The sequence below is a fragment of the Pseudoalteromonas arctica A 37-1-2 genome (assembly GCF_000238395.3).
Lineage (GTDB): Bacteria > Pseudomonadota > Gammaproteobacteria > Enterobacterales > Alteromonadaceae > Pseudoalteromonas > Pseudoalteromonas arctica.
This window is the reverse complement of sequence record NZ_CP011025.1, coordinates 3,468,598-3,492,011: the sequence shown is the minus strand read 5'-3', so window position 1 is coordinate 3,492,011 and position 23,414 is coordinate 3,468,598. Positions and strand designations below refer to the sequence as shown.

The window sequence follows — 23,414 nt, the reverse complement described above, 5'->3', positions numbered from 1 at the left end:
GATGAAATATAATTTATGCAACGTTAAGATTTAAGGGTGTTTTGATGACTTCAAATCCGAATAAGCCGACTTTTAATACGGATCGAAGCCGTCTATTTAAAGATCGGTTTGCCAAGTTTGGCATAACCGCAGGTGGGATAATGGTATTGGTAGCACTGCTATTAATATTCTTTTACCTTCTTTATGTAGTACAGCCAATTTTTGAATCAGCAAAAGTAGAAAAACGCGATAGCTTTCATGTTGCTAATTCACAGCAAATAGCAGGCTTAGGTGTAGAAGAGCAAACTGAAGTTGCTTATTTACTAAGTCAGCAAGGTCAGGTTGATTTTTACAGTGTTGAGTCAGGTAGTTTTGGTAAAAAACTCAAAACACTTAATGCAGATTTACCAAGTGATGCAACAAGCTTTGCAACAAGCGCGCCTTTTCAAGGGCATTATGCGTTTGGTTTAGAAGATGGCACCGTAATGGTTGTTGCACCTAAATTTTTAGTTACCTTTCCAAATAACGAGCGTAAATTAACACCTCGCTTAGGTTTTCCTCTAGGGGAAATGGCTTTAGAAGTAGATGAACAAGGTGCAGCTATTAAACGCTTTGCATTTAGTCACTATGAAGACAAAACAGCGGTTGTAGCTCTTACAGAAGATAAGCGTGTATTATTTAGCAGCTTTATTGCTGAAGAGAATATGTTTACCGGTGAAGTAGAGTGGGTTGTTGAGCGTACAGAACTTGATGTTAATGGACGTGTAGACGAATTATTAATGTCGCCAGATACAACACGTACTTTTGTACGTTCTGCTAATCAAGTGTATGTATACGATACGCGTGACCCAAGTGATGTAGAGCAAATTCAGTTGCTTTCGGCTAACGAAGAAAATGCAAATATTGTATCTGCACAACTGCTAGCGGGCGCAAATTCACTCATGCTTGCTAATGATAACGGTGAGGTTTCGCAGTGGTTTGAAGTAAACACTGACACAGGCCGTGAATATCAAAAAATTCGCTCATTTGAAACAACTAAGCAAAGTAAATTAAATGTATTTACTGAGTTTTACCGTCGTACTTTTTTTACTACCGGCGATAATGGTGAGCTAGGTGTGTACTACACAACCAGCGAAGCAAAACTTTGGCAGGGAAAAGTAAGTGAAGGCGCAATAGAAAACTTTGCAATTGCACCACGTTCAAATGCTGCGTTAATTTTAGCGGATAATAAGCTAACAGTATTAGACATTCATAACGAGCACCCAGAAGTTACTTGGTCAGCACTTTGGCAAGAAGTGTGGTACGAAGGTTACCCAGAGCCAGGTTATATTTGGCAGTCAACATCAGCCAGTGACGACTTTGAATCTAAGTTTTCACTTGTGCCAATTTCGTTCGGTACATTAAAAGCAGCACTTTATGCGATGTTGTTTGCTGTACCAATCGCGCTTTCGGCGGCTATTTACACGGCATACTTTATGTCGAGCAAATTACGTAAAGTGGTTAAGCCTACCGTAGAAATAATGGAAGCATTACCAACGGTTATTTTAGGTTTTTTAGCGGGTCTTTGGTTAGCCCCATTAATAGAAGAGCACTTACCTGCCATTGTTGGGTTACTCATATTATTACCTTTAGGTATGTTAGCGACAGGTTTAGCCTGGACTAAATTACCAACAAAAATACGCCATAGAATTCCTGATGGTTCGCATTCAATCATCCTTATTCCGGTCGTTTTACTTATTGGTTGGTTTTCGTTTGCTATGAGCGAATTTGTTGAACTTTGGATGTTTGACGGCAATGTGCGTCAGTACTTAACAAATGAGCTAGGTATGACATTCGATCAACGTAACTCGCTTGTTGTAGGTATTGCGATGGGTTTTGCGGTTATTCCTACTATATTCTCAATTGCAGAAGACGCGGTATTTAGTGTTCCAAAGCATTTATCAAATGGCTCATTAGCATTAGGTGCGACGCAGTGGCAAACACTAATACGTGTTGTGTTACTAACAGCAAGCCCAGGTATTTTCTCTGCGGTAATGATGGGGCTTGGCCGAGCAGTTGGCGAAACCATGATTGTACTTATGGCAACCGGTAATACACCGATTATGGATTGGAGCATTTTCCAAGGTATGCGTACGCTTGCAGCAAATATTGCAGTTGAAATGCCAGAGTCAGAAGTAGGTAGTTCGCACTATAGAATATTGTTCTTAGCGGCCTTTGTATTATTCATATTCACATTCATTTTTAACACAGTCGCTGAGTTTGTTCGCCAGCAACTGCGTGAAAAATACAGCTCAATGTAAGCGGAGAGACATGACATGGTAAAGCAGTGGTTTAAGTCTGGTTCTCCTTGGATTTGGATGACCGGTGGTGCAGTGAGCATCAGTTTGATTTCAGTTTTAGGCTTATTAGCAATGATAGCCTGGAAAGGGTTAAGCTTTTTCTGGCCTTCAGAAGTTGTACAGTTTGAACTTGAAGGGTCGATTGCAAAGCAAACCGTTATTGGCGAAGTTTACGACCGTGAATTAGTACCAAAAACGCGTTTAGCCGCGACAGGTATTGATGTTAGCGGGTTTGAAAAAGAAGAAATAGAGCGCTTACTTATTAAAACAGGTAACCGCGAATATGTAGATTTAGATTTTCGTTGGATATTAGAAACCGACATAACAAATAAAACAGCACCAGCGGCGCTTGCAGTATTTGAGCGTAGTAAAAACGGTAACTTTTATGGTTATGTGCAAAACGTTATTAAAGACGGTCAACCGGTTAATGGCGACAAAATAGAAGCACTACATGAGCTTGTTGAGCGTGCGGTTGATTTGAACGACGAAGCACTTGATTTGCAAAATGGCGACATTGGGCATATTAACTACGCACTTGAACGCTTACGTTTAAAAGAAAAAGGCTACTTACTTGATAACGCTCTCACTGATGAACGTGTTGCTGAGCTTGCTCAAGCACGTGCTGAATTACGTGCAGAGTATGGTGTACTTGAAAAAGATTTATTTGCACTACGCAAACAAGCTAAACGTGACCACGTAACTGTAAAAGATATGCGCGGTGAAGTTGTTACAATTCCTATGTATCAAGTACTTGATGTTTGGTTTCCAAACGATATGGGCTTTTTTGCAAAGCTAGGCCACTACTTTGTGCAACTAGGTAAGTTTGTATCCGATGATCCACGTGAAGCAAATACAGAAGGCGGTGTTTTCCCTGCTATATTTGGTACTGTATTTATGGTTATGCTGATGGCTGTAATTGTGACGCCGTTTGGCGTTGTTGCTGCAATTTACTTACACGAGTACGCCGCAAAAAATGCAATCACTAAAATGATTCGTATCGCAGTGATTAACTTGGCCGGTGTTCCTTCAATTGTATACGGTGTATTTGGCCTCGGCTTTTTTGTATACATGTTAGGTGGTAGCTTAGACCAATTATTTTATCCAGAATCGTCGCCAACGCCAGTATTTGGTACGCCAGGTGTAATGTGGTCTGCATTAACGCTCGCCATACTAACGCTGCCAGTTGTTATTGTATCGACTGAAGAAGGTTTATCTCGTATTCCAAGTACCGTACGTGATGGTTCACTAGCGCTTGGCGCAACAAAAGTTGAAACGTTATGGCGCATAATTATTCCAATGGCAAGCCCTGCAATTATGACAGGTTTAATACTGGCAGTTGCACGTGCTGCAGGTGAAGTTGCACCGTTAATGCTAGTAGGCGTTGTAAAAATGGCCCCTACATTACCACTTGATGGCAACTTCCCGTATTTTCACTTAGATAGAAAGTTCATGCACTTAGGCTTTCATATATACGATGTTGGCTTCCAAAGCCCTAATGTTGAAGCGGCACGCCCGCTGGTATACGCAACGGCCTTTTTATTGGTGTCGGTGATTATTACCCTAAACATAACGGCCATTGGTATACGTAACCATTTACGTGAAAAGTACAGATCGCTTGAACACTAATTAGTAAAGATTTTATAGGTAACAAAAATGATTACAGTCGCTCCAAAAGTAAACCAAGCTAATATAGGCCAGAAGTTAGACCTAGAAAATTTAACGGATGACCAAAAAGCGCTAGAGATTAAAGATCTCGATCTTTACTACGGTGATAAGCAAGCGCTTAATAAAGTAAATATGAACATTCCAAAAGGCCAAGTAACTGCGTTTATAGGACCATCGGGCTGTGGTAAATCAACTCTATTACGTTGTATTAACCGCATGAACGATTTGGTAGATATTTGTCGTATTGAAGGTGAAATATTACTTCACGGTCAAAATATTTACGATAAGAGCGTAGATGTAGCAGCACTTCGTCGTAATGTAGGTATGGTGTTTCAGCGTCCTAACCCATTTCCTAAATCAATTTATGAAAATGTGGTTTATGGCCTACGCTTACAAGGCATTAAAGAGAAGCGTAAGTTAGACGAAGTGGTAGAGCAATCACTTCGTGGTGCTGCTTTATGGGATGAAGTAAAAGATAGATTACACGATAGCGCGTTTGGCTTATCGGGTGGTCAGCAACAGCGTTTAGTGATTGCTCGCTCAATTGCAATTGAGCCAGAAGTTCTTTTATTAGATGAACCTACATCAGCACTTGACCCTATTTCTACTTTGGTAATCGAAGAGCTAATAAACGATTTAAAAAACCAATTTACCGTTGTTATTGTTACACATAACATGCAACAAGCAGCACGTGTATCTGATCAAACAGCCTTTATGTATATGGGCGAATTGATTGAGTACTCAGACACAAATACCTTATTTACTACACCAACGAAGAAAAAGACCGAAGATTATATTACCGGTCGTTACGGTTAATTAGCCCGTTGTAGCGTGTTGTGCAAGATTAAGAGAGAAGGTAACTATGGAACATAATATTAATAAACATATTTCTGGGCGTTTTAACCAAGAACTAGAAAATGTACGTAATCATGTATTAAGTATGGGTGGCTTAGTTGAGCAGCAGTTAAACAGTGCGCTTGATGCGGTGAGTCGTAACGATGCAGAGCTTGCTCAAAAGGTACGTCAGAACGATTATAAAGTGAATGCAATGGAAGTAAGCATTGATGAAGAGTGTACGCGTATTATTGCTCGTCGTCAGCCTGCAGCAAGTGACCTGCGTTTAGTGATTGCAATTGCTAAAACAATTGCTGATTTAGAACGTATTGGCGATGAAGCTGAGCGAATTGCTAAAGTTGCACTAGACTCATTTACCAAAGATCAGCAAGATTTATTAGTAAATATTGAAAACATGGGCCGCCAGGTTTTAAAAATGCTACACGACGTACTAGATGCATTTGCCCGTATGGATGTGCAACGTGCATTTCAAGTACATAAAGAAGATGCAAAGGTTGACCGCGAATATGAAGCCATCACACGTCAAATAATGACTTACATGATGGAAGATCCACGCTCAATACCTAAAATCATGGACTTAGTCTGGTCTGTTCGCTCATTAGAGCGTATTGGTGATCGCTGTCAGAACATTGCTGAATACATTATTTATTTTGTTAATGGCAAAGATATTCGCCATACATCTCAAGAAGATATAGAAAAATCACTATGATTTTTTACCCATCATGCTTTTCTATTAAAGCGGCTTAGTGTCGCTTTGTGTATTGCAAGCTTTAGTGAAGTAATAAAAAGCGTTCACAATCTTGGTTAATACTGTAAAATTCATGCTGCAAAGCATATCAATTTGATTAAAGGGTCAGTTATGCCTACAAACGCGTTTTTAGGAGTATTTGCAAAATCTCCTATCAAACCAATGGAAGAACACATCAAGAAGGTTCATCAAGCAAGTAAAGCTTTGATACCTTTTTTTAATCACGTATTTAAAGAAGAGTGGGTACAAGCAGAAGAGCTTCGCATCACTATTCGCAATTTAGAACGTGAAGCTGATGATATGAAAAGAGATATACGTTTACAATTACCGCGTGGTTTATTCATGCCGGTAGAGCGTACAGATCTTCTCGAACTAGTAACTCAACAAGATAAAATTGCCAATAAAGCAAAAGATATTGCAGGGCGAGTGATTGGTCGTGAAATGACCATTCCAAAAGTTATGCAAGCTGATTTCTTAGCTTACTTAACCCGTTGTGTAGATGCGACTAAACAAGCATCTAAAGCAATTAACGAATTAGAAGAATTGCTAGAAACGGGTTTTAAAGGTCGAGAAGTCACCTTAGTAGAAAAAATGTTAGTTGAATTGGATGCCATAGAACAAGACACGGACGAAATGCAGATAAAAGTACGCCGCCAGCTACGTGATGTAGAGGGTGAGTTAAATCCAATTGATGTTATGTTTTTGTACAAAATCATTGAATGGGTTGGCGAGCTTGCAGATATTGCAGAGCGCGTAGGATCACGTCTTGAGCTGATGTTAGCTCGTTAATTTAAAATCAGTTCAAACACGAAAGATTAAGGTTTTACAATGGATATCATTGCATCTTACGGCACGGTATTAATTTTAATTGCCGCAGCAGTCGGCTTTTTTATGGCTTATGGTATTGGCGCGAACGACGTAGCGAACGCCATGGGTACATCTGTAGGTTCAAAAGCGCTAACAATCAAACAAGCTATTTTTATAGCGATGATTTTTGAATTTGCAGGCGCTTACTTAGCAGGTGGTGAGGTTACATCAACAATTCGTAAAGGAATTATCGATGCCGCACCATTTGCAGACATTCCTGAACTTATGGTTCTGGGTATGATTTCGTCTTTATTTGCAGCGGGTGCTTGGTTATTAATGGCCTCGTTCTTGGGTTGGCCAGTATCAACGACTCACTCAATCATTGGTGCAATCATTGGTTTTGCGTTAGTTGCTGTTGGTACTGAGGCGATTCAATGGGATAAAGTAGGTGGTATTGTTGGTAGTTGGATTATAACGCCCGCCATATCAGGCTTTATTGCATACTTAATATTTATGAGTGCACAAAAACTTATTTTTAATACAGATGCACCACTAAAAAATGCTAAACGCTATGTACCACTTTATATGGGTTTAGCCGGTTTTATAATGGCCTTGGTTACAATTAAAAAAGGCTTAAAGCATGTTGGTGTTGATTTAGGTGCAGCCGAAGGGTACGCCTTAGCAATAGCTGTAGCAGTTGTCGTTGCTATAATTGGTAAAATTGCTATTTCTCGTTTAAATATCGATCCAAAAGCAGATAAACAAATGCAATTCAACAATGTTGAAAAAGTGTTTGCTGTTCTTATGGTATTAACAGCATGTTGTATGGCCTTTGCACATGGTTCTAACGATGTTGCTAATGCAATCGGTCCACTAGCTGCTGTTGTAAATATTGTTGAAAACAATGGTGAAATTGCTAAAAAAGCGGCTATTGCTTGGTGGATTCTACCTCTAGGTGGTTTTGGTATTGTTGCGGGTCTTGCTATTTTGGGCAAAAAAGTAATTAAAACGATTGGTGAAGGCATTACACATTTAACGCCTAGTCGTGGTTTTGCTGCTGAACTAGCCGCTGCTTCTACCGTTGTTATTGCATCAGGTACTGGTATGCCAATCTCTACTACTCAAACCTTAGTAGGTGCGGTATTAGGTGTAGGTATGGCACGTGGAATTGGTGCACTTAACATGGGTGTTATCAGAAACATTGTAGTTTCTTGGGTAATTACATTGCCAGTTGGCGCTGCCCTTGCTATTGTTATTTTCTACGTACTAAGAACCGCATTTGGGGTTTAACAAAAAAGTACTCAAAGACTTTTAGCTTGAAAAGATCTCAATGCCCTAGGTGTTGGGGTCTTTTTATTTGTGGAAAGAAAAAATGACCAATCTTCCAAGTATCAAACAGCTACAGTATTTATTAGCTGTTCATCAACATCAGCACTTTGGCAGAGCTGCCAGTGCCTGTTTTATTGGGCAATCTACTTTAAGCAGTGCTATTCAAAATCTTGAAGAAACGTTGGGTTGCCAGCTTATTGAACGCGAAAATCGCAGCCTTATGTTTACCAGTATTGGTGAAGAGGTTGTTGAGCGCTCTCGTAAAATAATTAACGATACAATTAGTTTAAAAGAGCTCACTAAAAGCTTTTTAACACCACTGAGTGGTAAATTAACGGTGGGTGTTATACCTACAATTGCTAGCTTTATAGCGGCTCCTCTGTATCACTTTTGTAAAGAAACCTTTTGTGATTTAGAGCTGGTATTAATAGAAGATACGAGTGATAAGCTACTGGATAAACTTGAGCATGGGCATATTGATTTAGCGCTACTTGCACTGCCATACGAAACCGATAAATTTCATACACAAGTATTGGCAAAAGATCAGTTTAGTTTAGTGCACCATAAGGACTACAGCGCTGCAAAGGGCGTAGTCGACTTTAATCTATTACCAGAGGCTAGCGTATTCTTACTCGAGCGTGAGCACTGTATGACAGGCCATGCGCTTAGTGCATGTCATTTAAACCGTGCTAGTTGTATTAACCCATTTGAAGCAGCAAGCTTGCATACATTATTGAGTATGGTTGAGCATCAGCTCGGGGTGACTTTTTTACCACAAATGGCGATTAACGCCGGAATTTTAGATAATAAAAATATGGTGGCGACACCATCACAAAGCGATGCATATAGAGATATTGGCATATTGTGGCGTAAAACTACGGGGCGGATCCGCGACTTTAAGTTATTTAGTCAACAGCTTGAGATATTTTTAAAGCGCCAATGTAGTTTAGATTTTTCTAAATAAGAATAGGAAATGAATGAAAGCAGCCTATAAAGGCTGCTTTTGATTTTGAAGATGGCTTTCAAAAGGCTCAAGTTCGGGTAAAAATAGTAAATAAATCCATACCACCAAGTTAAAGTAAGGCACGCAACCTAATACAGTAAAAACCTTAACTGGGTAGCCTTTAATATTTGCGTAACGATAACACTGATACGCGATTGCAAAATGTATAATCAGTAATAACATAACTAGCTGTGTCATACCTTTCTCCTTAAAAGCTTAAATAGCTTTGAAACCCACTATAAATATCAGTACTACGCCGCCAAAAGGTAATGTCATGTTTTTAAAGTGAAATGCATTAAAACGCGCGACATTTTTTATTTGATACTGAAAGTATAGGCAAGAAAGGTAATATTGGTAGTAACAAATTGTTTAATTTTGTTTATTTTGGGCTAGCTTGTTGTTGGTAAAACGTTTTATTTTTTGAAATTTTTTCAAGTTCACTTTTTACTTTTTCAACAGGTACTGGGCGTGCAATAAAGTAGCCTTGTCCATAATCAACACCTATCTCTTTTAGTGCAAAAAATATCTTTTCGTTTTCAACGTACTCAGCTACAGAAAGCTTACCGAGAGACCGACTAATGTCATTTATTGCTTTTACTAACGCTAAGTCTATAGGGTCATTAAGCATGTCGCTTACAAATGAGCCATCAATTTTTACATGCTGTGCCGGAAGCTGCTTTAAATAGTTAAATGTACTAAAGCCAGTTCCAAAATCGTCAATAGAAAAATGACAGCCTAAGCTATTAAGCTTCTCAATCATTTTACGAGTCGCTTTTAAGTTGTTAATACTTGCTGATTCAGTTATTTCAAAAATTATCCGCGAAGGGGGCACGTTATACTTTTCAAGGTTTGATTCAATTAATGGCAATAAGCGTTCATCTAAGAATGATTGTGCTGACAAATTAATAGCAACTTGGTTTAACTCTGGGTGCTTAGACACACAAGCAACGGCATTACGTATAACGCATTGATCCATCAAAAATGTGTCGTTAAGCATCTCTAAAGAGGGAATAAATTGATTTGGGTACACAAGTTCACCTTTGAGTTTTAAGCGTAAGAGCGCTTCAAAATAAGCAACTTTACACTCTTTAAAATCCCAAATAGGTTGGTAATGCAGTTCAATATTATCTTGCTGCAATGCTTGGCGAATTTCGTGACCCCATTCGAGCCCAGTTTGAAGCGTATTGTTTTGAGCGTCCTCTTTTGAGTAGCAATGTACTAAGTTACGCCCTAAATTTTTGGCAATATACAAAGCAATATCGGCTTGTTTTAAACATTCATTAGGATCATTGTTTTGTGTCGTAATTTGAGTTAAACCGATAGAGCAGCTAATTGTGTATATCTGATCTTCTGATTTAAAAGCATGTTTTTCTATTGCGCTGCACACACCTTCAGCAATAAGGTGTGCATCCAGTAAATTCATATCGGTAAGTATGACTGCAAACTCATCGCCGCCTATTCGGCACACCAAATGGTCTTCGCCAATATTTGCTTTAAATAATTGCGCCACTTCTTTTAATACTATGTCACCTTGGTGGTGACCTTTGCTGTCGTTTATTATTTTAAAGTGATCGAGGTCAATATAAATAACAGCATGCTCTATACCATCATACGTGTATTTATCTTGGCATATTTTATTAAGCTGTTGATCAAAGTAATAACGGTTATGTAAACCAGTTAGTGGGTCATGGTGTGCTAAATGACGTAGTTGGATCTCTGCTTGTTTACGTTCATGTATGTTGTCGATAGTGGCAGTTATGGTCGCGTTATTACGACTATTTTTGATTAGCTGTAATCTGCATTCGACCCAAATTAAATTGCCATTTTTATGGGTGAGCTTTACTTCTATTTGTTGCTGTTGCTCGCCACCATGTAAAATGTCATTAATAGTATAATTTAGTCTTCCTTTATCTTCGTTATTACAATAAGCGCTTAATGGGGTTTGTAGCGATGATTTAACACCAAAACCGCTCAATGCCTCCCATGCAGGGTTAATAAAACGAATATGCCCTTGCTGATCAAGCTCTAAAACAACCGTATTCAAATGCAATAAAATACGCTGATGAGCCGAAAATAACTCTTTGTAACGCACTTCGCTCACGCTTAGCTGCTCTACTTTGTAAGCAAACTCAGCATAACTCACCATAAAATCTTCACGTCGTGCGGCGTGGTCACACACTTTATTTAAAAATGAAGGGTCGTATGGGGCTCTAATAAAATCGGTAACACCAGACAGCAAAAGCTGCTCAGCGTAATCAGCATCATCACTTTCTATAATCGTAACAATAGCTTGTTTAGAATTGTGCTGTAGGATTTCTTCAACGAGTACACTCGAGCTCTCTGCACTTGATGTAGTGGCATCGAGTAGCACAATTGAAAACTGCTGTTGGTTGTAAGCGTTTAGTGCTGCTTTGGCTGAGGTAACGTGAGTAATAGCAAAGTTTAACTTTAACTGTTCACTAATTTTGTCGGCCGTATTTTGAAGCGGCTCTAATAGCAATAAATTTAGTCGGCTACTTTTTTCTAAGTGCGTAGATAAAACATTCGCAAGCACTTGAGGAAGCATGTCTTTATGTTCAAACGGCAGTACAGCATCTATTCCGTAGCTTCTGGCTGTTGTTTCGGCAATACGCTCACAGTAAATTGGCGGAATAAGTAAAATTGGGGTGTTTTTTGGTGTTTTTAATAATCCTGAGCGGATCATCCTCGAAAAGCGCCAGCCGTCAATTTTTCCAACATTAATGCCCGTTATTATAATATCAACAGGGTGTTGTTTTAAAAGCTTTAAAGCTTGTTGGCTATCTTGCGCATCAATAAAGGTAAATACATTTAAGCTATCTAAAGTGCCTTTAATCGCGCGACGTTCAGCACTACTTGCGTTTAATATTAGCAATTTAAGCTGGTTTGGCACGTGTTGAACACCCCTAATGTAACTTATAATAATTCAGCCGAACAAGAATAGTGACATTTAACCATAAGAACAAGAAAATTTAATGAGAAACACGCAAACAAGATATTATAAGTTTGGCTGATTTCTTGAGCTTAATATCCGATACATATACACTTGGCGCGATTTTAAATGATGTGGATTACTAATTATGCGCGTGGCTGACTTTAGCTTTGACTTACCTGATGAATTAATAGCTCGTTTTCCTAAAGCGGACAGAACTAGCAGCCGTTTACTTACTTTAGATGGCCCAAGCGGAACTCTAGAACATAAAGTGTTTAGCGACATACTTGATTTAGTAAACGAAGGCGATTTGTTAGTCTTTAACAATACACGCGTAATTCCAGCACGTATGTTTGGTCAAAAAGCCTCTGGCGGCAAAGTTGAAGTGCTTGTAGAGCGAGTGCTAGATGAACATCGCGTACTTGCGCACGTACGCGCGAGCAAGTCGCTTAAGGTTGGTAACGAAGTTATTTTAGAGGGCAAAGCCAAGGCAATAATGGTTGCACGCCACGATACATTATTTGAGCTTGAGTTTGATCATAGCCAAAATGTGCTAGATATACTTAATGATATTGGTCATATGCCACTGCCTCCTTATATTGACCGACCTGATACCGAAGCTGATCGCGAGCGTTACCAAACTGTTTATGGAGAAAAGCCAGGTGCAGTTGCTGCGCCAACAGCGGGCTTACATTTTGACGATAAGTTAATGACGGCACTAAAAGATAAAGGTGTAAACATGGCCTTTGTTACTTTACACGTTGGTGCAGGAACTTTTCAGCCAGTACGAGTGGATAGTGTTGATGAGCATGTAATGCATTCCGAGTATATTGAAGTACCCGATGATGTAGTTGCTGCCGTTGCACAAACCAAAGCAAGTGGCGGGCGCGTAATTGCGGTTGGCACAACTTCAGTACGCTCATTAGAGTCGGCAGCTAAAGTTCACGGCGGCAAATTAGATACGTATTTTGGTGATACCGATATATTTATTTTTCCGGGTTACCAATTTAATGTTGTTGACGCCATGGTCACTAATTTTCACTTACCAGAATCAACGCTTATAATGTTAGTCAGCGCTTTTAGCGGACAAGACAATATTATGGGTGCATACAATACGGCAATTGAACAAAAGTACCGATTTTTTAGTTACGGTGATGCGATGTTTTTAACACGTAAGTAACCATTTATTATTTAATACTCAGTAAAAAACACTAAAAACCCCAGCAACGAAGCTGGGGTTTTTGTTTAGCATAATAAGCAAACCTGAATTTATCGCAGCTAATAGTATTAATGAGGCAAAAAGGGTAGAATCGAGCGGTTAAATTATAGCTTGTTGGACTGTTTTTCTGACATTGAGGATGATATGAAATTTGAATTAGATTGTACTGACGGAAAAGCGCGCCGCGGCCGCTTAATTTTTGACCGCGGTGTAATAGAAACACCTGCATTTATGCCAGTTGGTACTTACGGTACTGTAAAAGGTATGACGCCAGATGAAGTAAAAGCCACTGGTGCGCAAATATGTTTAGGTAATACCTTTCATTTAATGCTTCGCCCAGGTACTGAAATCATTAAACAACATGGTGATTTACACGACTTTATGAATTGGGATTTCCCAATTTTAACTGACTCAGGCGGTTTTCAAGTATTTAGCTTAGGCGCAATGCGTAAAATCACTGAAGAAGGCGTGTTATTTCAATCTCCAGTAAATGGTGATGAAATTATGATGTCGCCTGAAAAGTCGATGGAAGTACAGCGCGACTTAGGCTCAGATATTGTTATGATTTTTGATGAGTGTACGCCATATCCAGCAACTGAAAAAGAAGCTAAAGATTCTATGGAGTTATCTCTTCGTTGGGCTAAGCGCTCAAAAGAAGGGCATGGCGACAATCCATCTGCTTTGTTTGGTATTATTCAAGGTGGTATGTACCCAGAATTACGTGCACAATCGCAAGCTGGTCTTGAAGAAATTGGTTTTGATGGTTATGCATTAGGTGGCTTATCGGTAGGTGAACCTAAAAACGAAATGATGAATATTCTTGATCATTGCGCGTTTAAAATGCCAGAAGACAAACCACGCTATCTAATGGGTGTTGGTAAGCCAGAAGATTTAGTTGAGTCTGTTCGCCGTGGTATTGATATGTTTGACTGTGTTATGCCAACACGTAATGCGCGTAACGGCCATTTATTCATTACCACGGGTGTAGTAAAAATACGTAACGCAGTACATAAAACAGACACAGGGCCACTTGACCCTGAGTGTGATTGTCATACGTGTGGAAACTATTCACGAGCTTATTTGCATCACCTTGATAAATGTAACGAAATTTTAGGTGCGCGACTAAACACAATTCATAACTTACGTTACTATCAACGTGTTATGGAAGGTTTACGTAATGCAATTAGCGAAGGTAAATTAGAAGAATTTGTACAAGATTTTTATGCTCGCCGAGGCCAAGACGTGCCAGAGCTAGTAGATATAAAAAATTAAACTTTAAAATTAAAGAGGAAGTATCATGAGTTTATTTATTTCAAATGCACACGCAGCAGCTGGTCAACCTGCGGCAAGCGGTGGTTGGGAAATGCTAATAATGTTAGCTATTTTCGGTTTGGTTTTTTACTTTTTAATCTACCGCCCGCAAGCTAAGCGCGTTAAAGAGCACAAAAGCTTAATGAGTATGATGGCCAAAGGCGATGAAGTACTTACCCAAGGCGGTTTAGTGGGTAAAATTGTGAAGATTTCTGAAGAGAAAGATTTCATCGTTATCTCTTTAAACGAGCAGGCAGAAGTAACAGTACAAAAATCTGCAGTATCTGCAGTATTGCCAAAAGGCACAATGAAGTCGCTATAAAAATAATAAGGACGACCCCGTGTTAAACAAGTTTCCAGTTTGGAAGTATTTACTTGTTTTAGCTGTGGTAGCCATTGGCCTTTTATATGCCTCTCCAAACTTGTATGGTCGCGATCCGGCTATACAAGTTTCAGGTGCTAAAGGCGCTGATGTCGATCTCAGTGTTGTAGACAAAGTAAACGCAATCCTTGAAAAAAATAATGTAACCGCTAAATCGACAATACTTGAAGATGGGCAAATTTTAGTTCGTTTAAAAAATGTTGAAGAACAGCTTAAAGCGCATGACTTACTGCGTGATTCGCTGAGCGACGATTACATTTCCGCTATTAATATGGCACCTGCTCAACCAGCTTGGTTAAAAGCGGTTGGTGGTAACCCTATGAAGCTAGGTCTTGATTTAAGTGGTGGCGTACATTTCACCATGGAAATCGACATGGCAACAGCGGTTGATAACCAGCTTGAGCAAATGGAACAAGATTTTCGTAGCGACCTGCGCGAAGAAAAACTACGTTACCGTAGTGTTCGCCGCGTAGCAGGCTCCGATCGTATGCGTGTAGAAATGCGTACCGAAGCAGATAAAGACGCAGCAGAGAGCTTCTTAGAAACTCGCTACCCGCTAAATGTCTACATTGATGACAGCAGTAACGATAAAGCATTTTTTGCGACAATGAGTGAGCAAAAACTCAAAGAAATTCGTGACTACGCTATCAAGCAAAATGAAACGATTATTCGTAACCGTATCAACCAAATTGGTGTTGCAGAACCTAACGTACAACGCCAAGGCGCTGAGCGTATTATTGTTCAACTACCTGGTATTCAAGACACAGCACGCGCTAAAGAAATTTTAGGCGCAACAGCAACACTTGAATTTCGTGAAGTAGACGAAAACGCTGATATTAGCGCTGCTGCTCAAGGTCGTATCCCTGCGGGTACTGAAATGATTATGAGCCGCGACGGTTACCCTGTTGTACTTAAAAAGCGTATTATTCTAGAAGGCAGCCATATAACTGGCGCGCAATCTGGCGCTGATGAATACCAACGCCCGCAAGTGAGTATTACGCTAGATAGCAAAGGTGGGGCAAAAATGAATGCCTTTACCAAACGTGCTATTGGTAAGCGTATGGCAACGGTATTTATTGAATATAAACCATCAGGTAAAAAAGATGCAGACGGTAAAGCACTTCCACCTATTAAGGTAGAAGAAGTAATAAACGTAGCAACAATTCAAGCTCGCCTTGATCGCTCGTTCCGTATTACAGGTATCGATAACCCTGCTGAAGCGCATAACTTAAGTTTACTACTTCGTGCAGGTGCGCTTGTAGCGCCAATTCAAATTGTTGAAGAACGCACAGTAGGTCCAAGTTTAGGTCAAGAAAATATTGAAGCGGGTATGACTGCGGTTGCACTTGGTTTTGCGTTTGTACTTGTGTTTATGCTTGTGTACTACAAAGGCTTTGGTATGGTTGCAAACCTTGCGCTTGCGGCTAACTTAGTACTGATTGTTGGTGTTATGTCTTTAATTCCAGGCGCGACACTTACGCTACCTGGTATTGCAGGTATTGTATTAACCGTAGGTATGGCAGTTGATGCTAACGTACTTATTTTTGAACGTATTCGTGAAGAGCTGGCCGATGGCCGCAGCCCTCAACAAGCGATTCATTTCGGTTACGATAGCGCATTTAGCACTATATTTGATGCTAACATCACCACGTTAATCGCTGCCATTATACTGTTTGCAGTAGGCACAGGTCCGATTGCGGGCTTTGCAGTGACACTTGCGATTGGTATTTTAACTTCAATGTTTACAGCCATTGTTGGTACCCGTGCGGTAATCAACTTATTTGTTGGTGGTAAACGTATTGATAAACTTTCGATTTAAGGAGCTGACATGCAAATTTTAAGTTTGGGTAGTAGAACCCTTCGTTTCATGTCTCTTCGCAAAGTGGCTATGGGTTTTTCGACGTTATTAATTTTAGCGTCGTTTGCATCAGTTTTTGTTAAAGGTCTAAATTTTGGTTTAGATTTTACCGGCGGTACTGCGGTAGAAGTTGGTTTTTCACAGCCAGCAGACCTTAAAAAAGTACGTGCTGCGCTAGCTGATAATGGTTTTGCTGATGCATCAGTACAACTATTTGGTTCAAGCCAAGAGATTTTAGTTCGTTTAGCACCGCGCGGTAGTGATGTTAAAGCTGAAGTAATTGGTAACCAAGTAATCGATGCGCTTAAAAAAGCTGATGACAGCGTAGTAATGCGCCGTATTGAGTTTGTGGGCCCAAGTGTAGGTGAAGACTTAAAAGAGCAGGGTGGCCTTGCCATGTTAACTGCACTTATTTGTATCTTAATCTACGTTGCATTTCGTTTTGAATGGCGCTTTGCTGTGGGTGCGGTAGGTGCACTACTACACGATGTTATTATTACTGTGGGTTTATTTTCGATATTAGGTTTAGAGTTTGATTTAACTATATTAGCGGCAATTCTTGCGGTAATAGGTTATTCACTTAACGATACGATTGTTGTATCTGACCGTATTCGTGAAAACTTCCGTAAAGTGCGCATTGACGATACTGTAGAAATTATTGATATTTCACTTACGCAAACACTTAACCGTACACTTGTAACCTCAATCACGACTATTTTAGTATTGATTGCTTTGTTTGCATGGGGCGGACAAACCATTCATGGCTTTGCAACTGCATTGCTGTTTGGTGTGTTTATTGGTACTTATTCTTCGATTTATGTTGCGAGTTCTGTTGCTATAGCAATGGGCGTAAGCAAAGAAGACTTAATACCAGAAGTAATTGAAAAAGAAGGTGCAGACCTAGACGCAATGCCGTAGTAGAGTCTCATTAAATAAAAACCGCTCCTATGAGCTAACACCATTCAGTTAAGCATGCTTTGACTTAATGGTGTACCGAGTTTTTGAAATTCGAACGGTCCTACTTTTGGGCCGTTTTCTTTTTTCTGGAAGAATATAACGTTTCACTCGTTCTCGCATTGCCCTTAATTTCTTTGGAATTGAACCTGGCGAAGCGATGGCACACCAGAGTATTTCATCCTGTATATCCCGCAAAGCCATGACAAAACTAATTCTCAGCGGGGAGACTTTAGCCTCTTTGGCTATTCGACTTATCTCTACTCGAATTAAATTGTAGGCTAGCAATATACCCCATAACTCTTGATTGACTCCATCCACAGTCTGACTACGCAAAAGAATACTATCCTCAAGCATCTGGTGTTTTATTTCTCCATAGCTATTTTCAATTTCCCAGCGTTCGAAATAGACATCAAGAATGGCCTGCGCACCAAAAGCCTGTTTATCATCCAAAGAGCACAGCAGACCTTTTATTTTTCCAGGCCCCATTGGCTCAGGATAAAGAACCAGTCTGGCCTGCCAGCACTCAGGAAGCGAAGGGTCTTGTTTTCTGGCATGCGCAGATACACTCATTTCTACTTTGAAGTCATGCTCAGAGTAAGATTCAATGACGGTGTATTGCGTGTTGCTTTTAATCGGGACCATCCAGTGCGACTGTGGGTGTTGCTTACGCCAATTAATCAGTAGCTCAGCGCTGAGATAACATCGGTCAAAAATAGTTAGACTGTTATCACTTACATGACTAAATAACTGCTTTGCGTAGTTCACCTCACCTTGATAACTGGGCCCGAAGGCAACGTGGTGTATCAACCGGCTACGCAAGGAGCTTAAGGCGCATAGGCGTACAATAGGATATTCTGTATGACGGTTTTTACTGTGCTTAATATAGTGAAAGTGCTCAGCAAGAGCAGGTGTATCAGGTGCACGAAATTGCGTTCCATCGACAGAAAATAACCGGAGTCCATACCACGTATCATCAGCATCTTCTTCTTGTGTCCAATGGGCCGCACATAGGTGAAATAAGGCTTGGAGGGGGTCGCTACTCAGGCGCTGTCTCGCTTGAGGAATAGCACTTGGAGCAACCGTATCGCCCAGGGTATCAGTGAGTGTTAAATCTAACTTCTCAACAACGTCACTAATAGAGCGGTCGCGAAAAAGACCCATTGCAATGATAAGCCAGACGACAAGCTCAGCAGGTAACTTACGTTTGCGAATACTTGCTTTATCGGTCTGCTCGAGCACATTAGAAATCCACTCAAGAGGGATATGTTTCTGAAATGTAGATAAAGAGTCAGGAGTGGCGAATATATCCGTATCAAGTAACCAATGACTAAGCATAAAAATACCCTCATAATCAAAAGATGATAAGGGTATTGTGAAGCAACCAAAAGATCGGTCAACCGATCAAAAATACCTTAACTGATCGGTGTTACTCCTATGAGCGGTTTTTTTATACCTGCAATTTATTAATTGTTCAGGCGTCTAAGTTTTCATTAGCGGATGTAACAGTGCAAGCTTACGAAAACAGTGCTAACTTTGTAGTGTGAATCGGTAGGACCTTTTTGCAATAATATATAAATCGCCACAGGTTAAGACACCGGCCACTGAGGCTAAAATAAGCCAAGTGTTATCGCTCTAGTTATCTATTTATTCATGTGCTCAAGGGATGCTTTAGAAGTGTTTAGCCTTTCAGCCAATAATAGGTAATTTAAACAAAGCAGGTAATTATTATGTTACCAATAAAAGTTTCTATCAGTGTATTTAGTTTGTTTGTAAGTTTTTCACTCATGGCGCAAGAGCAAATAATTAATGTTGCTCAAAAGCAAGATACCCAAAACGCACGAGAAGAGTACCTCAATGAGTTATTAGTACGCGCACTTGAAAGTGTTAACTACCCCGGTGTTATCCGAATGACCCCCATATCAGAACTGCAAAAGCGTAAGTTAATAAACCTAGATGATAACGAATTAGATATGTATTGGAGTATGAGCAGTCCAGAGCGAGAGGCGCTTGCTTTGGCGATAAAAATACCACTATTTAAAGGCTATATAGGTAAGCGAGCTTTATTAACTAATAAGCAAAACTTGGCGCGCTTTAAAAAGGTAAAAAATATTGAGCAGCTAGCTACGTTTTCGGCTGTACAAGGGCACAACTGGCCAGATACAAGAATAATGTCCTATAACGGATTACATGTAAGGCCGCTTACTAACTACCAAGCGATGTTCACTTTAACGAGCCGTGGTCGAATAGATTACTTTCCTCGCTCGTTTATTGAGGTTAACTCTGAACTTATTGAAAACAAACAAAGTAATTTAGTAATCGTGCCTAATTTATACATAAGTTATCCAACCGGTATTTATTACTTTGTGACTAAGAGTAAACCTGAATTAGCAAAGGCTGTTGAAGAGGGATTAATAATGATGCAGGAAAGCGGTGAGTTTGACGCATTATTTAATGAATACTTCGCAAAGGATTTAAATACACTACCTTATACAAAAGGCAAAACGATAGAGATTAAGCTCGATAACCCTTATTTTTAGGCACAAAAAAAGGAGCCTGAGCTCCTTTTTAGCATGCTATTAATAGCATCAAATTAGCGAAGTAACGACTCAGTTAGTACTGGACGAATTTCACGAATAATTGCTTGAGTCAATTTTGGTGAACCACAGATAATATTGCCGCTGTGGTTATAGTTATTACCACCAGCGAAATCTACAACCATACCGCCCGCTTCTTTAACCATAAGTTCGCCTGCAGCAGAGTTCCAAGGTTTTAAACCAATTTCAAAAAATCCATCAACACGGCCAGCTGCAACGTATGCCATATCTAAAGCAGAACAACCTGCGCGGCGAATGTCTGCAGTGTGTACAAATAATGCTTTAAACGCTTCAGTGTATGCATCCATGTGGTTTTTGTTTTTGAAAGGGAAACCAGTAGCAAGTACAGTGCCTGCAAGAACCGTAGTTTTGCTAACACGTAGACGTTTGCTGTTTAACTGAGTGCCTTGACCGCGAGATGCAGTGAAAAGCTCACCACGAATTGGATCATAAATAACAGCTTGGTCTAAACGACCTTTAACTTTAAGTGCGATAGAAACCGCGTAATGAGGGATACCTTTGATGAAGTTAGTTGTTCCATCGATAGGATCTACAATCCATTGGTAATCATCATCCTTGCCTTTATGCTCACCTAATTCTTCACCAACAATAGAGTGAGTAGGGTAAGACTGTAAAATAGTGTCACGAATTACGGCTTCGGCTTCTTTATCAATGTTAGTTACTAAGTCGTTAGCGCCTTTTTGTTGCACTTCAACTTTTGATAAATCTTCACTTGCGCGAAGTAAAATTTTGCCTGCGTTGCGCGCAGCGCGAACCGCAATGTTTAACATTGGATGCATGGTATTACCTTTGGGTTGTAAAAGAACGTTTATATATTTCAGCCGGCGTATTTTAGCGACTTTTGACATAAAGTAAACAATAAACCCCAAATACTTATGTTTGTTTTTTATACAAGATTGAAAAGTGTCTATATTTTTAAAAAATAATAATGAGCAATTAATAAGTCATTATGTTCCTTTGTGTGTTAATTAAATTTAATTAATTTTAAATAACGCTTTACCTAAAGTTAGCTTGAGGTTTTATCGTGATCCTAACTTAATTGATAGGACAACATTATGTATTTAGAGCACGTAAACTTAGTCGCGAGTGATATAGGCAGCATGCTTAAATTTTATCGCGCTGTATTTCCACATTGGTCGATTAGAAGTGAGGGCAGAGGCGATTGGCATGGAAAACCAAGACGCTGGGTACACTTTGGAGATGACACGCATTACATTGCGATAAGCGACCATGGTGAGGGTGAAAACAGAAACTTATCGGGCCATCAAATTGGTTTTGCACACTTTGCTTATGTAACTAATAATTTAAGCGCAGTAGTAATGCGCTTAAATAAAGTGGGTTTTACAGTAGGCAAGCAAGGTAGCGAGAATCCTTTCAGAAAGAATGTTTACTTTATTGATCCCGCCGGGTTTGAGGTGGAATTTGTAGAGTATTTAAGTGACATACCAAGCGAGCGAAATAACGATTTATAATAAAATACCAAGCAGCACGCTAAAGTGCTGCTACTCAATTATAGTTAGCGGCTATTATTACCCGTGCCAAACTGGGTTTTTAGCTCATTTGCAAAGCTCATAAATTTTTCTTTAATTGTGCGCTTTATTTTTACTTCAACCGATCCCATAACTGCCTTTCCTTCAATATGAATAGTAGGACCTTGGCGTTTGTTAAGCGACACCGATTTATTTTCAAGACTACTTAAAATACAAAACATTTTAGACACTACATTTACATGCTCTGGTACGTAAATCTCATCGCTACCAAAAATACAGTTAACGTGAATAGTTACATTTTGATGCGCAAAAATGGCATCAGTAAAATCAAGTACCACCGATCCCATAAAGTTACTTAAATATATATTTTTTGGCACGACCCACTGACCGCTTCGTTCGTTAGAGCCTAAAATACTACGTAATGTAAAATCATCATCACTGTTTTGCTGTGCACTATAATGTGGTTTAAATTGCGATTGTTTTTCTGCTTTATATTGCTGATCGGTATTAAGTGTTAAGTCTTCTACTAAGGCTAAAAGAGCGTCGTTATTAGGTGCATCCATCGCGCTATCGAGTCGTCTCTCAAATGCATCAACAGAAATAACCCCATGACTGTAATTATAAATTAATTGGTCAATTACTTGTTCGCGTACTTGCTCTATTGGGCGGTCTTCAACTTTTACAGACATGGGGCATTCCTTATTATATTTACTATTGATACTGCTCTTGATGTTTATATGCAAAGCACGCACCAAATATAATCACCCTAATTATCAGTAGGTTAATTTATAATGATGTTTTTTATTTTGTTATATTAACGATAGATTAACCAAAAATGCAATTATCTAGCTATTTTCACTATTTGAGAAAGTTTTACCGAGTAGCCTGTAAATAGTTACACAACTATAGATAATGCCTCACTCCAAAATAAACTCAACCTATTGAAATGTAAGTATAAATAAAGTTGGCCCAAAGCTCGCATTAGTTAAAGTGTCTTTAATCAAAAGGAGAAAGATTATGAAAACATTTAACAAGTCTATTATCGCAGCTCTAGTTCTTGGTACTACGGCTATGGGTGCCCAAGCAAACAGCTGGGAAAACGAAAGTAAAGATGCTTGGATTGATGGTAAGGCAGAAACAGTTCTACTTATGAACACTAATCTAAACAACTTTGACATTAACACTGATGTAAAAAATGGCAAAGTAGTACTTACAGGTAAAGTTAATAGCGAGCTTGATAAAGAGCTAGCAGAAGAACTTGTACTTAGCCTAGATGGTGTATCTGATGTTGATAACAGCCTTACTGTTGTTAAAAGCATGGATACCAAAGATAAAAGCAACGACATGATGGACGATGATGATAACGACCTAACGGACGCTAAAATCACCACTGTAATCACAACTCGCTTCCTGTTTGACTCAGAAGTTGGTGGTACAGACATCGATGTTGATACCGACAATGGTATTGTAACTCTGAACGGTTCAGTAGAGTCTGAAGCTGAAAAACAACTAGCAGTTAAAATTGCTAAAAATGCTGAAGATGTTCGTGACGTAGTTGATAAACTAGCTATTGTTGCTGAATAATATAGTATAGTTAAGGCCCACTAACACTGGGCTTTACGTCTTTTTAATGCTTAATTTAAATGGAGTTTAGTCATGGATATTATTCGTATAATACTTTCGGTTTTATTACCGCCATTAGGTGTGTTTTTGCAAGTTGGCTTAGGTATGCATTTTTGGTTAAATATTTTATTAACACTGCTAGGTTATTTCCCAGGGTTAATACATGCAATCTACATTATTGCGAAAAAATAATGACAGATTATATATTGTGTAAGCCGACTACTGAGGCCTAATGATACAAGTGCCCCAGTACTGTTCGGCTCACAATATTAGTTTTTAAAGTA

Annotated in this window: 21 protein-coding genes; 16 read left to right on the top strand and 5 right to left on the bottom strand. The window is 39.4% G+C overall.

Going from position 1 to position 23,414, the window contains the following annotated elements; all coding sequences use genetic code 11:
• Window positions 1-44 precede the first annotated feature (44 nt).
• The 7 genes from PARC_RS15845 to PARC_RS15815 all read left to right on the top strand — a co-directional run bounded on the left by PARC_RS15845 (window position 45) and on the right by PARC_RS15815 (window position 8,686).
• A complete protein-coding gene (locus PARC_RS15845) occupies window positions 45-2,279 on the top strand; it encodes an ABC transporter permease subunit (protein WP_010554378.1) in 2,235 nt (744 codons plus the stop codon).
• Window positions 2,280-2,294: 15 nt separating this feature from the next.
• Complete coding sequence (pstA, locus tag PARC_RS15840; protein WP_007586463.1) at window positions 2,295-3,944, top strand: phosphate ABC transporter permease PstA; 1,650 nt, start codon at window positions 2,295-2,297, stop codon at window positions 3,942-3,944.
• Window positions 3,945-3,971: 27 nt separating this feature from the next.
• The gene (pstB, locus tag PARC_RS15835; protein WP_007586464.1) at window positions 3,972-4,799 is read left to right on the top strand and encodes a phosphate ABC transporter ATP-binding protein PstB; all 828 of its coding nucleotides are present in this window, start codon (window positions 3,972-3,974) and stop codon (window positions 4,797-4,799) included.
• Window positions 4,800-4,845: 46 nt separating this feature from the next.
• Entirely contained in the window at window positions 4,846-5,547 is a 702-nt protein-coding gene (phoU, locus tag PARC_RS15830; RefSeq protein WP_007586465.1) for a phosphate signaling complex protein PhoU, read from the top strand.
• A gap of 150 nt (window positions 5,548-5,697) precedes the next feature.
• Window positions 5,698-6,375 carry a TIGR00153 family protein gene (locus PARC_RS15825; RefSeq protein WP_002957838.1) on the top strand — a complete coding sequence of 226 codons (678 nt, stop codon included), beginning with the start codon at window positions 5,698-5,700 and terminating at the stop codon, window positions 6,373-6,375.
• 39 nt (window positions 6,376-6,414) lie between these two features.
• The gene (locus tag PARC_RS15820; RefSeq protein ID WP_007586466.1) at window positions 6,415-7,683 is read left to right on the top strand and encodes an inorganic phosphate transporter; all 1,269 of its coding nucleotides are present in this window, start codon (window positions 6,415-6,417) and stop codon (window positions 7,681-7,683) included.
• A gap of 82 nt (window positions 7,684-7,765) precedes the next feature.
• Entirely contained in the window at window positions 7,766-8,686 is a 921-nt protein-coding gene (locus tag PARC_RS15815) for a hydrogen peroxide-inducible genes activator (RefSeq protein WP_007586467.1), read from the top strand.
• A 24-nt stretch (window positions 8,687-8,710) separates the two neighbouring features.
• On the opposite strand, the gene PARC_RS15810 is transcribed toward PARC_RS15815, so the two are convergent.
• Together PARC_RS15810 and PARC_RS15805 are read right to left on the bottom strand one after the other, a co-directional pair.
• On the bottom strand, window positions 8,711-8,923 hold the full coding sequence (locus PARC_RS15810) for a hypothetical protein (RefSeq protein WP_002957835.1): 213 nt from the start codon (window positions 8,921-8,923) through the stop codon (window positions 8,711-8,713).
• Window positions 8,924-9,104: 181 nt separating this feature from the next.
• The gene (locus tag PARC_RS15805) at window positions 9,105-11,636 is read right to left on the bottom strand and encodes a two-component system response regulator (protein WP_010554379.1); all 2,532 of its coding nucleotides are present in this window, start codon (window positions 11,634-11,636) and stop codon (window positions 9,105-9,107) included.
• Between the two features lie 187 nt (window positions 11,637-11,823).
• On the opposite strand from PARC_RS15805, the gene queA reads away from it, so the two are divergent.
• From queA to secF, 5 genes are all read left to right on the top strand, one after another.
• Complete coding sequence (gene queA / locus PARC_RS15800) at window positions 11,824-12,855, top strand: tRNA preQ1(34) S-adenosylmethionine ribosyltransferase-isomerase QueA (RefSeq protein ID WP_010554380.1); 1,032 nt, start codon at window positions 11,824-11,826, stop codon at window positions 12,853-12,855.
• 183 nt (window positions 12,856-13,038) lie between these two features.
• Window positions 13,039-14,166: a tRNA guanosine(34) transglycosylase Tgt gene (gene tgt, locus PARC_RS15795; protein ID WP_007586471.1), complete on the top strand. Its 1,128-nt coding sequence runs from the start codon at window positions 13,039-13,041 to the stop codon at window positions 14,164-14,166.
• 25 nt (window positions 14,167-14,191) lie between these two features.
• The gene (yajC, locus tag PARC_RS15790; RefSeq protein WP_007586472.1) at window positions 14,192-14,527 is read left to right on the top strand and encodes a preprotein translocase subunit YajC; all 336 of its coding nucleotides are present in this window, start codon (window positions 14,192-14,194) and stop codon (window positions 14,525-14,527) included.
• A 19-nt stretch (window positions 14,528-14,546) separates the two neighbouring features.
• A complete protein-coding gene (gene secD / locus PARC_RS15785; protein WP_010554381.1) occupies window positions 14,547-16,406 on the top strand; it encodes a protein translocase subunit SecD in 1,860 nt (619 codons plus the stop codon).
• A gap of 9 nt (window positions 16,407-16,415) precedes the next feature.
• Window positions 16,416-17,363 carry a protein translocase subunit SecF gene (gene secF, locus PARC_RS15780; RefSeq protein ID WP_007586474.1) on the top strand — a complete coding sequence of 316 codons (948 nt, stop codon included), beginning with the start codon at window positions 16,416-16,418 and terminating at the stop codon, window positions 17,361-17,363.
• A 48-nt stretch (window positions 17,364-17,411) separates the two neighbouring features.
• Here secF and PARC_RS15775 read toward each other — a convergent pair whose 3' ends face one another.
• Complete coding sequence (locus tag PARC_RS15775; protein WP_096058058.1) at window positions 17,412-18,737, bottom strand: IS4 family transposase; 1,326 nt, start codon at window positions 18,735-18,737, stop codon at window positions 17,412-17,414.
• Window positions 18,738-19,129: 392 nt separating this feature from the next.
• Between PARC_RS15775 and PARC_RS15770 the strand changes: the two genes are divergently transcribed.
• Window positions 19,130-19,939: a substrate-binding periplasmic protein gene (locus tag PARC_RS15770; protein WP_010553382.1), complete on the top strand. Its 810-nt coding sequence runs from the start codon at window positions 19,130-19,132 to the stop codon at window positions 19,937-19,939.
• Between the two features lie 53 nt (window positions 19,940-19,992).
• On the opposite strand, the gene suhB is transcribed toward PARC_RS15770, so the two are convergent.
• On the bottom strand, window positions 19,993-20,796 hold the full coding sequence (gene suhB, locus PARC_RS15765; protein WP_002957826.1) for an inositol-1-monophosphatase: 804 nt from the start codon (window positions 20,794-20,796) through the stop codon (window positions 19,993-19,995).
• Window positions 20,797-21,072: 276 nt separating this feature from the next.
• Here suhB and PARC_RS15760 point away from each other — a divergent pair, with 276 nt between their 5' ends.
• Complete coding sequence (locus PARC_RS15760) at window positions 21,073-21,489, top strand: VOC family protein (RefSeq protein WP_010553381.1); 417 nt, start codon at window positions 21,073-21,075, stop codon at window positions 21,487-21,489.
• A 44-nt stretch (window positions 21,490-21,533) separates the two neighbouring features.
• Here the strand turns inward: PARC_RS15760 and PARC_RS15755 are convergent, their stop codons facing one another.
• Entirely contained in the window at window positions 21,534-22,196 is a 663-nt protein-coding gene (locus PARC_RS15755; RefSeq protein WP_010553380.1) for a LiaF domain-containing protein, read from the bottom strand.
• Between the two features lie 328 nt (window positions 22,197-22,524).
• Between PARC_RS15755 and PARC_RS15750 the strand changes: the two genes are divergently transcribed.
• Together PARC_RS15750 and PARC_RS15745 are read left to right on the top strand one after the other, a co-directional pair.
• The gene (locus PARC_RS15750; protein WP_007586486.1) at window positions 22,525-23,091 is read left to right on the top strand and encodes a BON domain-containing protein; all 567 of its coding nucleotides are present in this window, start codon (window positions 22,525-22,527) and stop codon (window positions 23,089-23,091) included.
• Between the two features lie 72 nt (window positions 23,092-23,163).
• Window positions 23,164-23,322: a YqaE/Pmp3 family membrane protein gene (locus PARC_RS15745; protein ID WP_002957822.1), complete on the top strand. Its 159-nt coding sequence runs from the start codon at window positions 23,164-23,166 to the stop codon at window positions 23,320-23,322.
• Window positions 23,323-23,414: the final 92 nt, after the last annotated feature.

What these genes read in the sequence shown, in the direction of transcription:
- PARC_RS15845 (WP_010554378.1), top strand. Translation starts at nt 45, where the DNA reads ATGACTTCAAATCCGAATAAGCCGACTTTTAATACGGATCGAAGCCGT.
- pstA (WP_007586463.1), top strand. Translation starts at nt 2,295, where the DNA reads ATGGTAAAGCAGTGGTTTAAGTCTGGTTCTCCTTGGATTTGGATGACC.
- pstB (WP_007586464.1), top strand. Translation starts at nt 3,972, where the DNA reads ATGATTACAGTCGCTCCAAAAGTAAACCAAGCTAATATAGGCCAGAAG.
- phoU (WP_007586465.1), top strand. Translation starts at nt 4,846, where the DNA reads ATGGAACATAATATTAATAAACATATTTCTGGGCGTTTTAACCAAGAA.
- PARC_RS15825 (WP_002957838.1), top strand. Translation starts at nt 5,698, where the DNA reads ATGCCTACAAACGCGTTTTTAGGAGTATTTGCAAAATCTCCTATCAAA.
- PARC_RS15820 (WP_007586466.1), top strand. Translation starts at nt 6,415, where the DNA reads ATGGATATCATTGCATCTTACGGCACGGTATTAATTTTAATTGCCGCA.
- PARC_RS15815 (WP_007586467.1), top strand. Translation starts at nt 7,766, where the DNA reads ATGACCAATCTTCCAAGTATCAAACAGCTACAGTATTTATTAGCTGTT.
- PARC_RS15810 (WP_002957835.1), bottom strand. Translation starts at nt 8,923, where the DNA reads ATGACACAGCTAGTTATGTTATTACTGATTATACATTTTGCAATCGCG.
- queA (WP_010554380.1), top strand. Translation starts at nt 11,824, where the DNA reads ATGCGCGTGGCTGACTTTAGCTTTGACTTACCTGATGAATTAATAGCT.
- tgt (WP_007586471.1), top strand. Translation starts at nt 13,039, where the DNA reads ATGAAATTTGAATTAGATTGTACTGACGGAAAAGCGCGCCGCGGCCGC.
- yajC (WP_007586472.1), top strand. Translation starts at nt 14,192, where the DNA reads ATGAGTTTATTTATTTCAAATGCACACGCAGCAGCTGGTCAACCTGCG.
- secF (WP_007586474.1), top strand. Translation starts at nt 16,416, where the DNA reads ATGCAAATTTTAAGTTTGGGTAGTAGAACCCTTCGTTTCATGTCTCTT.
- PARC_RS15775 (WP_096058058.1), bottom strand. Translation starts at nt 18,737, where the DNA reads ATGCTTAGTCATTGGTTACTTGATACGGATATATTCGCCACTCCTGAC.
- PARC_RS15770 (WP_010553382.1), top strand. Translation starts at nt 19,130, where the DNA reads ATGTTACCAATAAAAGTTTCTATCAGTGTATTTAGTTTGTTTGTAAGT.
- suhB (WP_002957826.1), bottom strand. Translation starts at nt 20,796, where the DNA reads ATGCATCCAATGTTAAACATTGCGGTTCGCGCTGCGCGCAACGCAGGC.
- PARC_RS15760 (WP_010553381.1), top strand. Translation starts at nt 21,073, where the DNA reads ATGTATTTAGAGCACGTAAACTTAGTCGCGAGTGATATAGGCAGCATG.
- PARC_RS15755 (WP_010553380.1), bottom strand. Translation starts at nt 22,196, where the DNA reads ATGTCTGTAAAAGTTGAAGACCGCCCAATAGAGCAAGTACGCGAACAA.
- PARC_RS15750 (WP_007586486.1), top strand. Translation starts at nt 22,525, where the DNA reads ATGAAAACATTTAACAAGTCTATTATCGCAGCTCTAGTTCTTGGTACT.
- PARC_RS15745 (WP_002957822.1), top strand. Translation starts at nt 23,164, where the DNA reads ATGGATATTATTCGTATAATACTTTCGGTTTTATTACCGCCATTAGGT.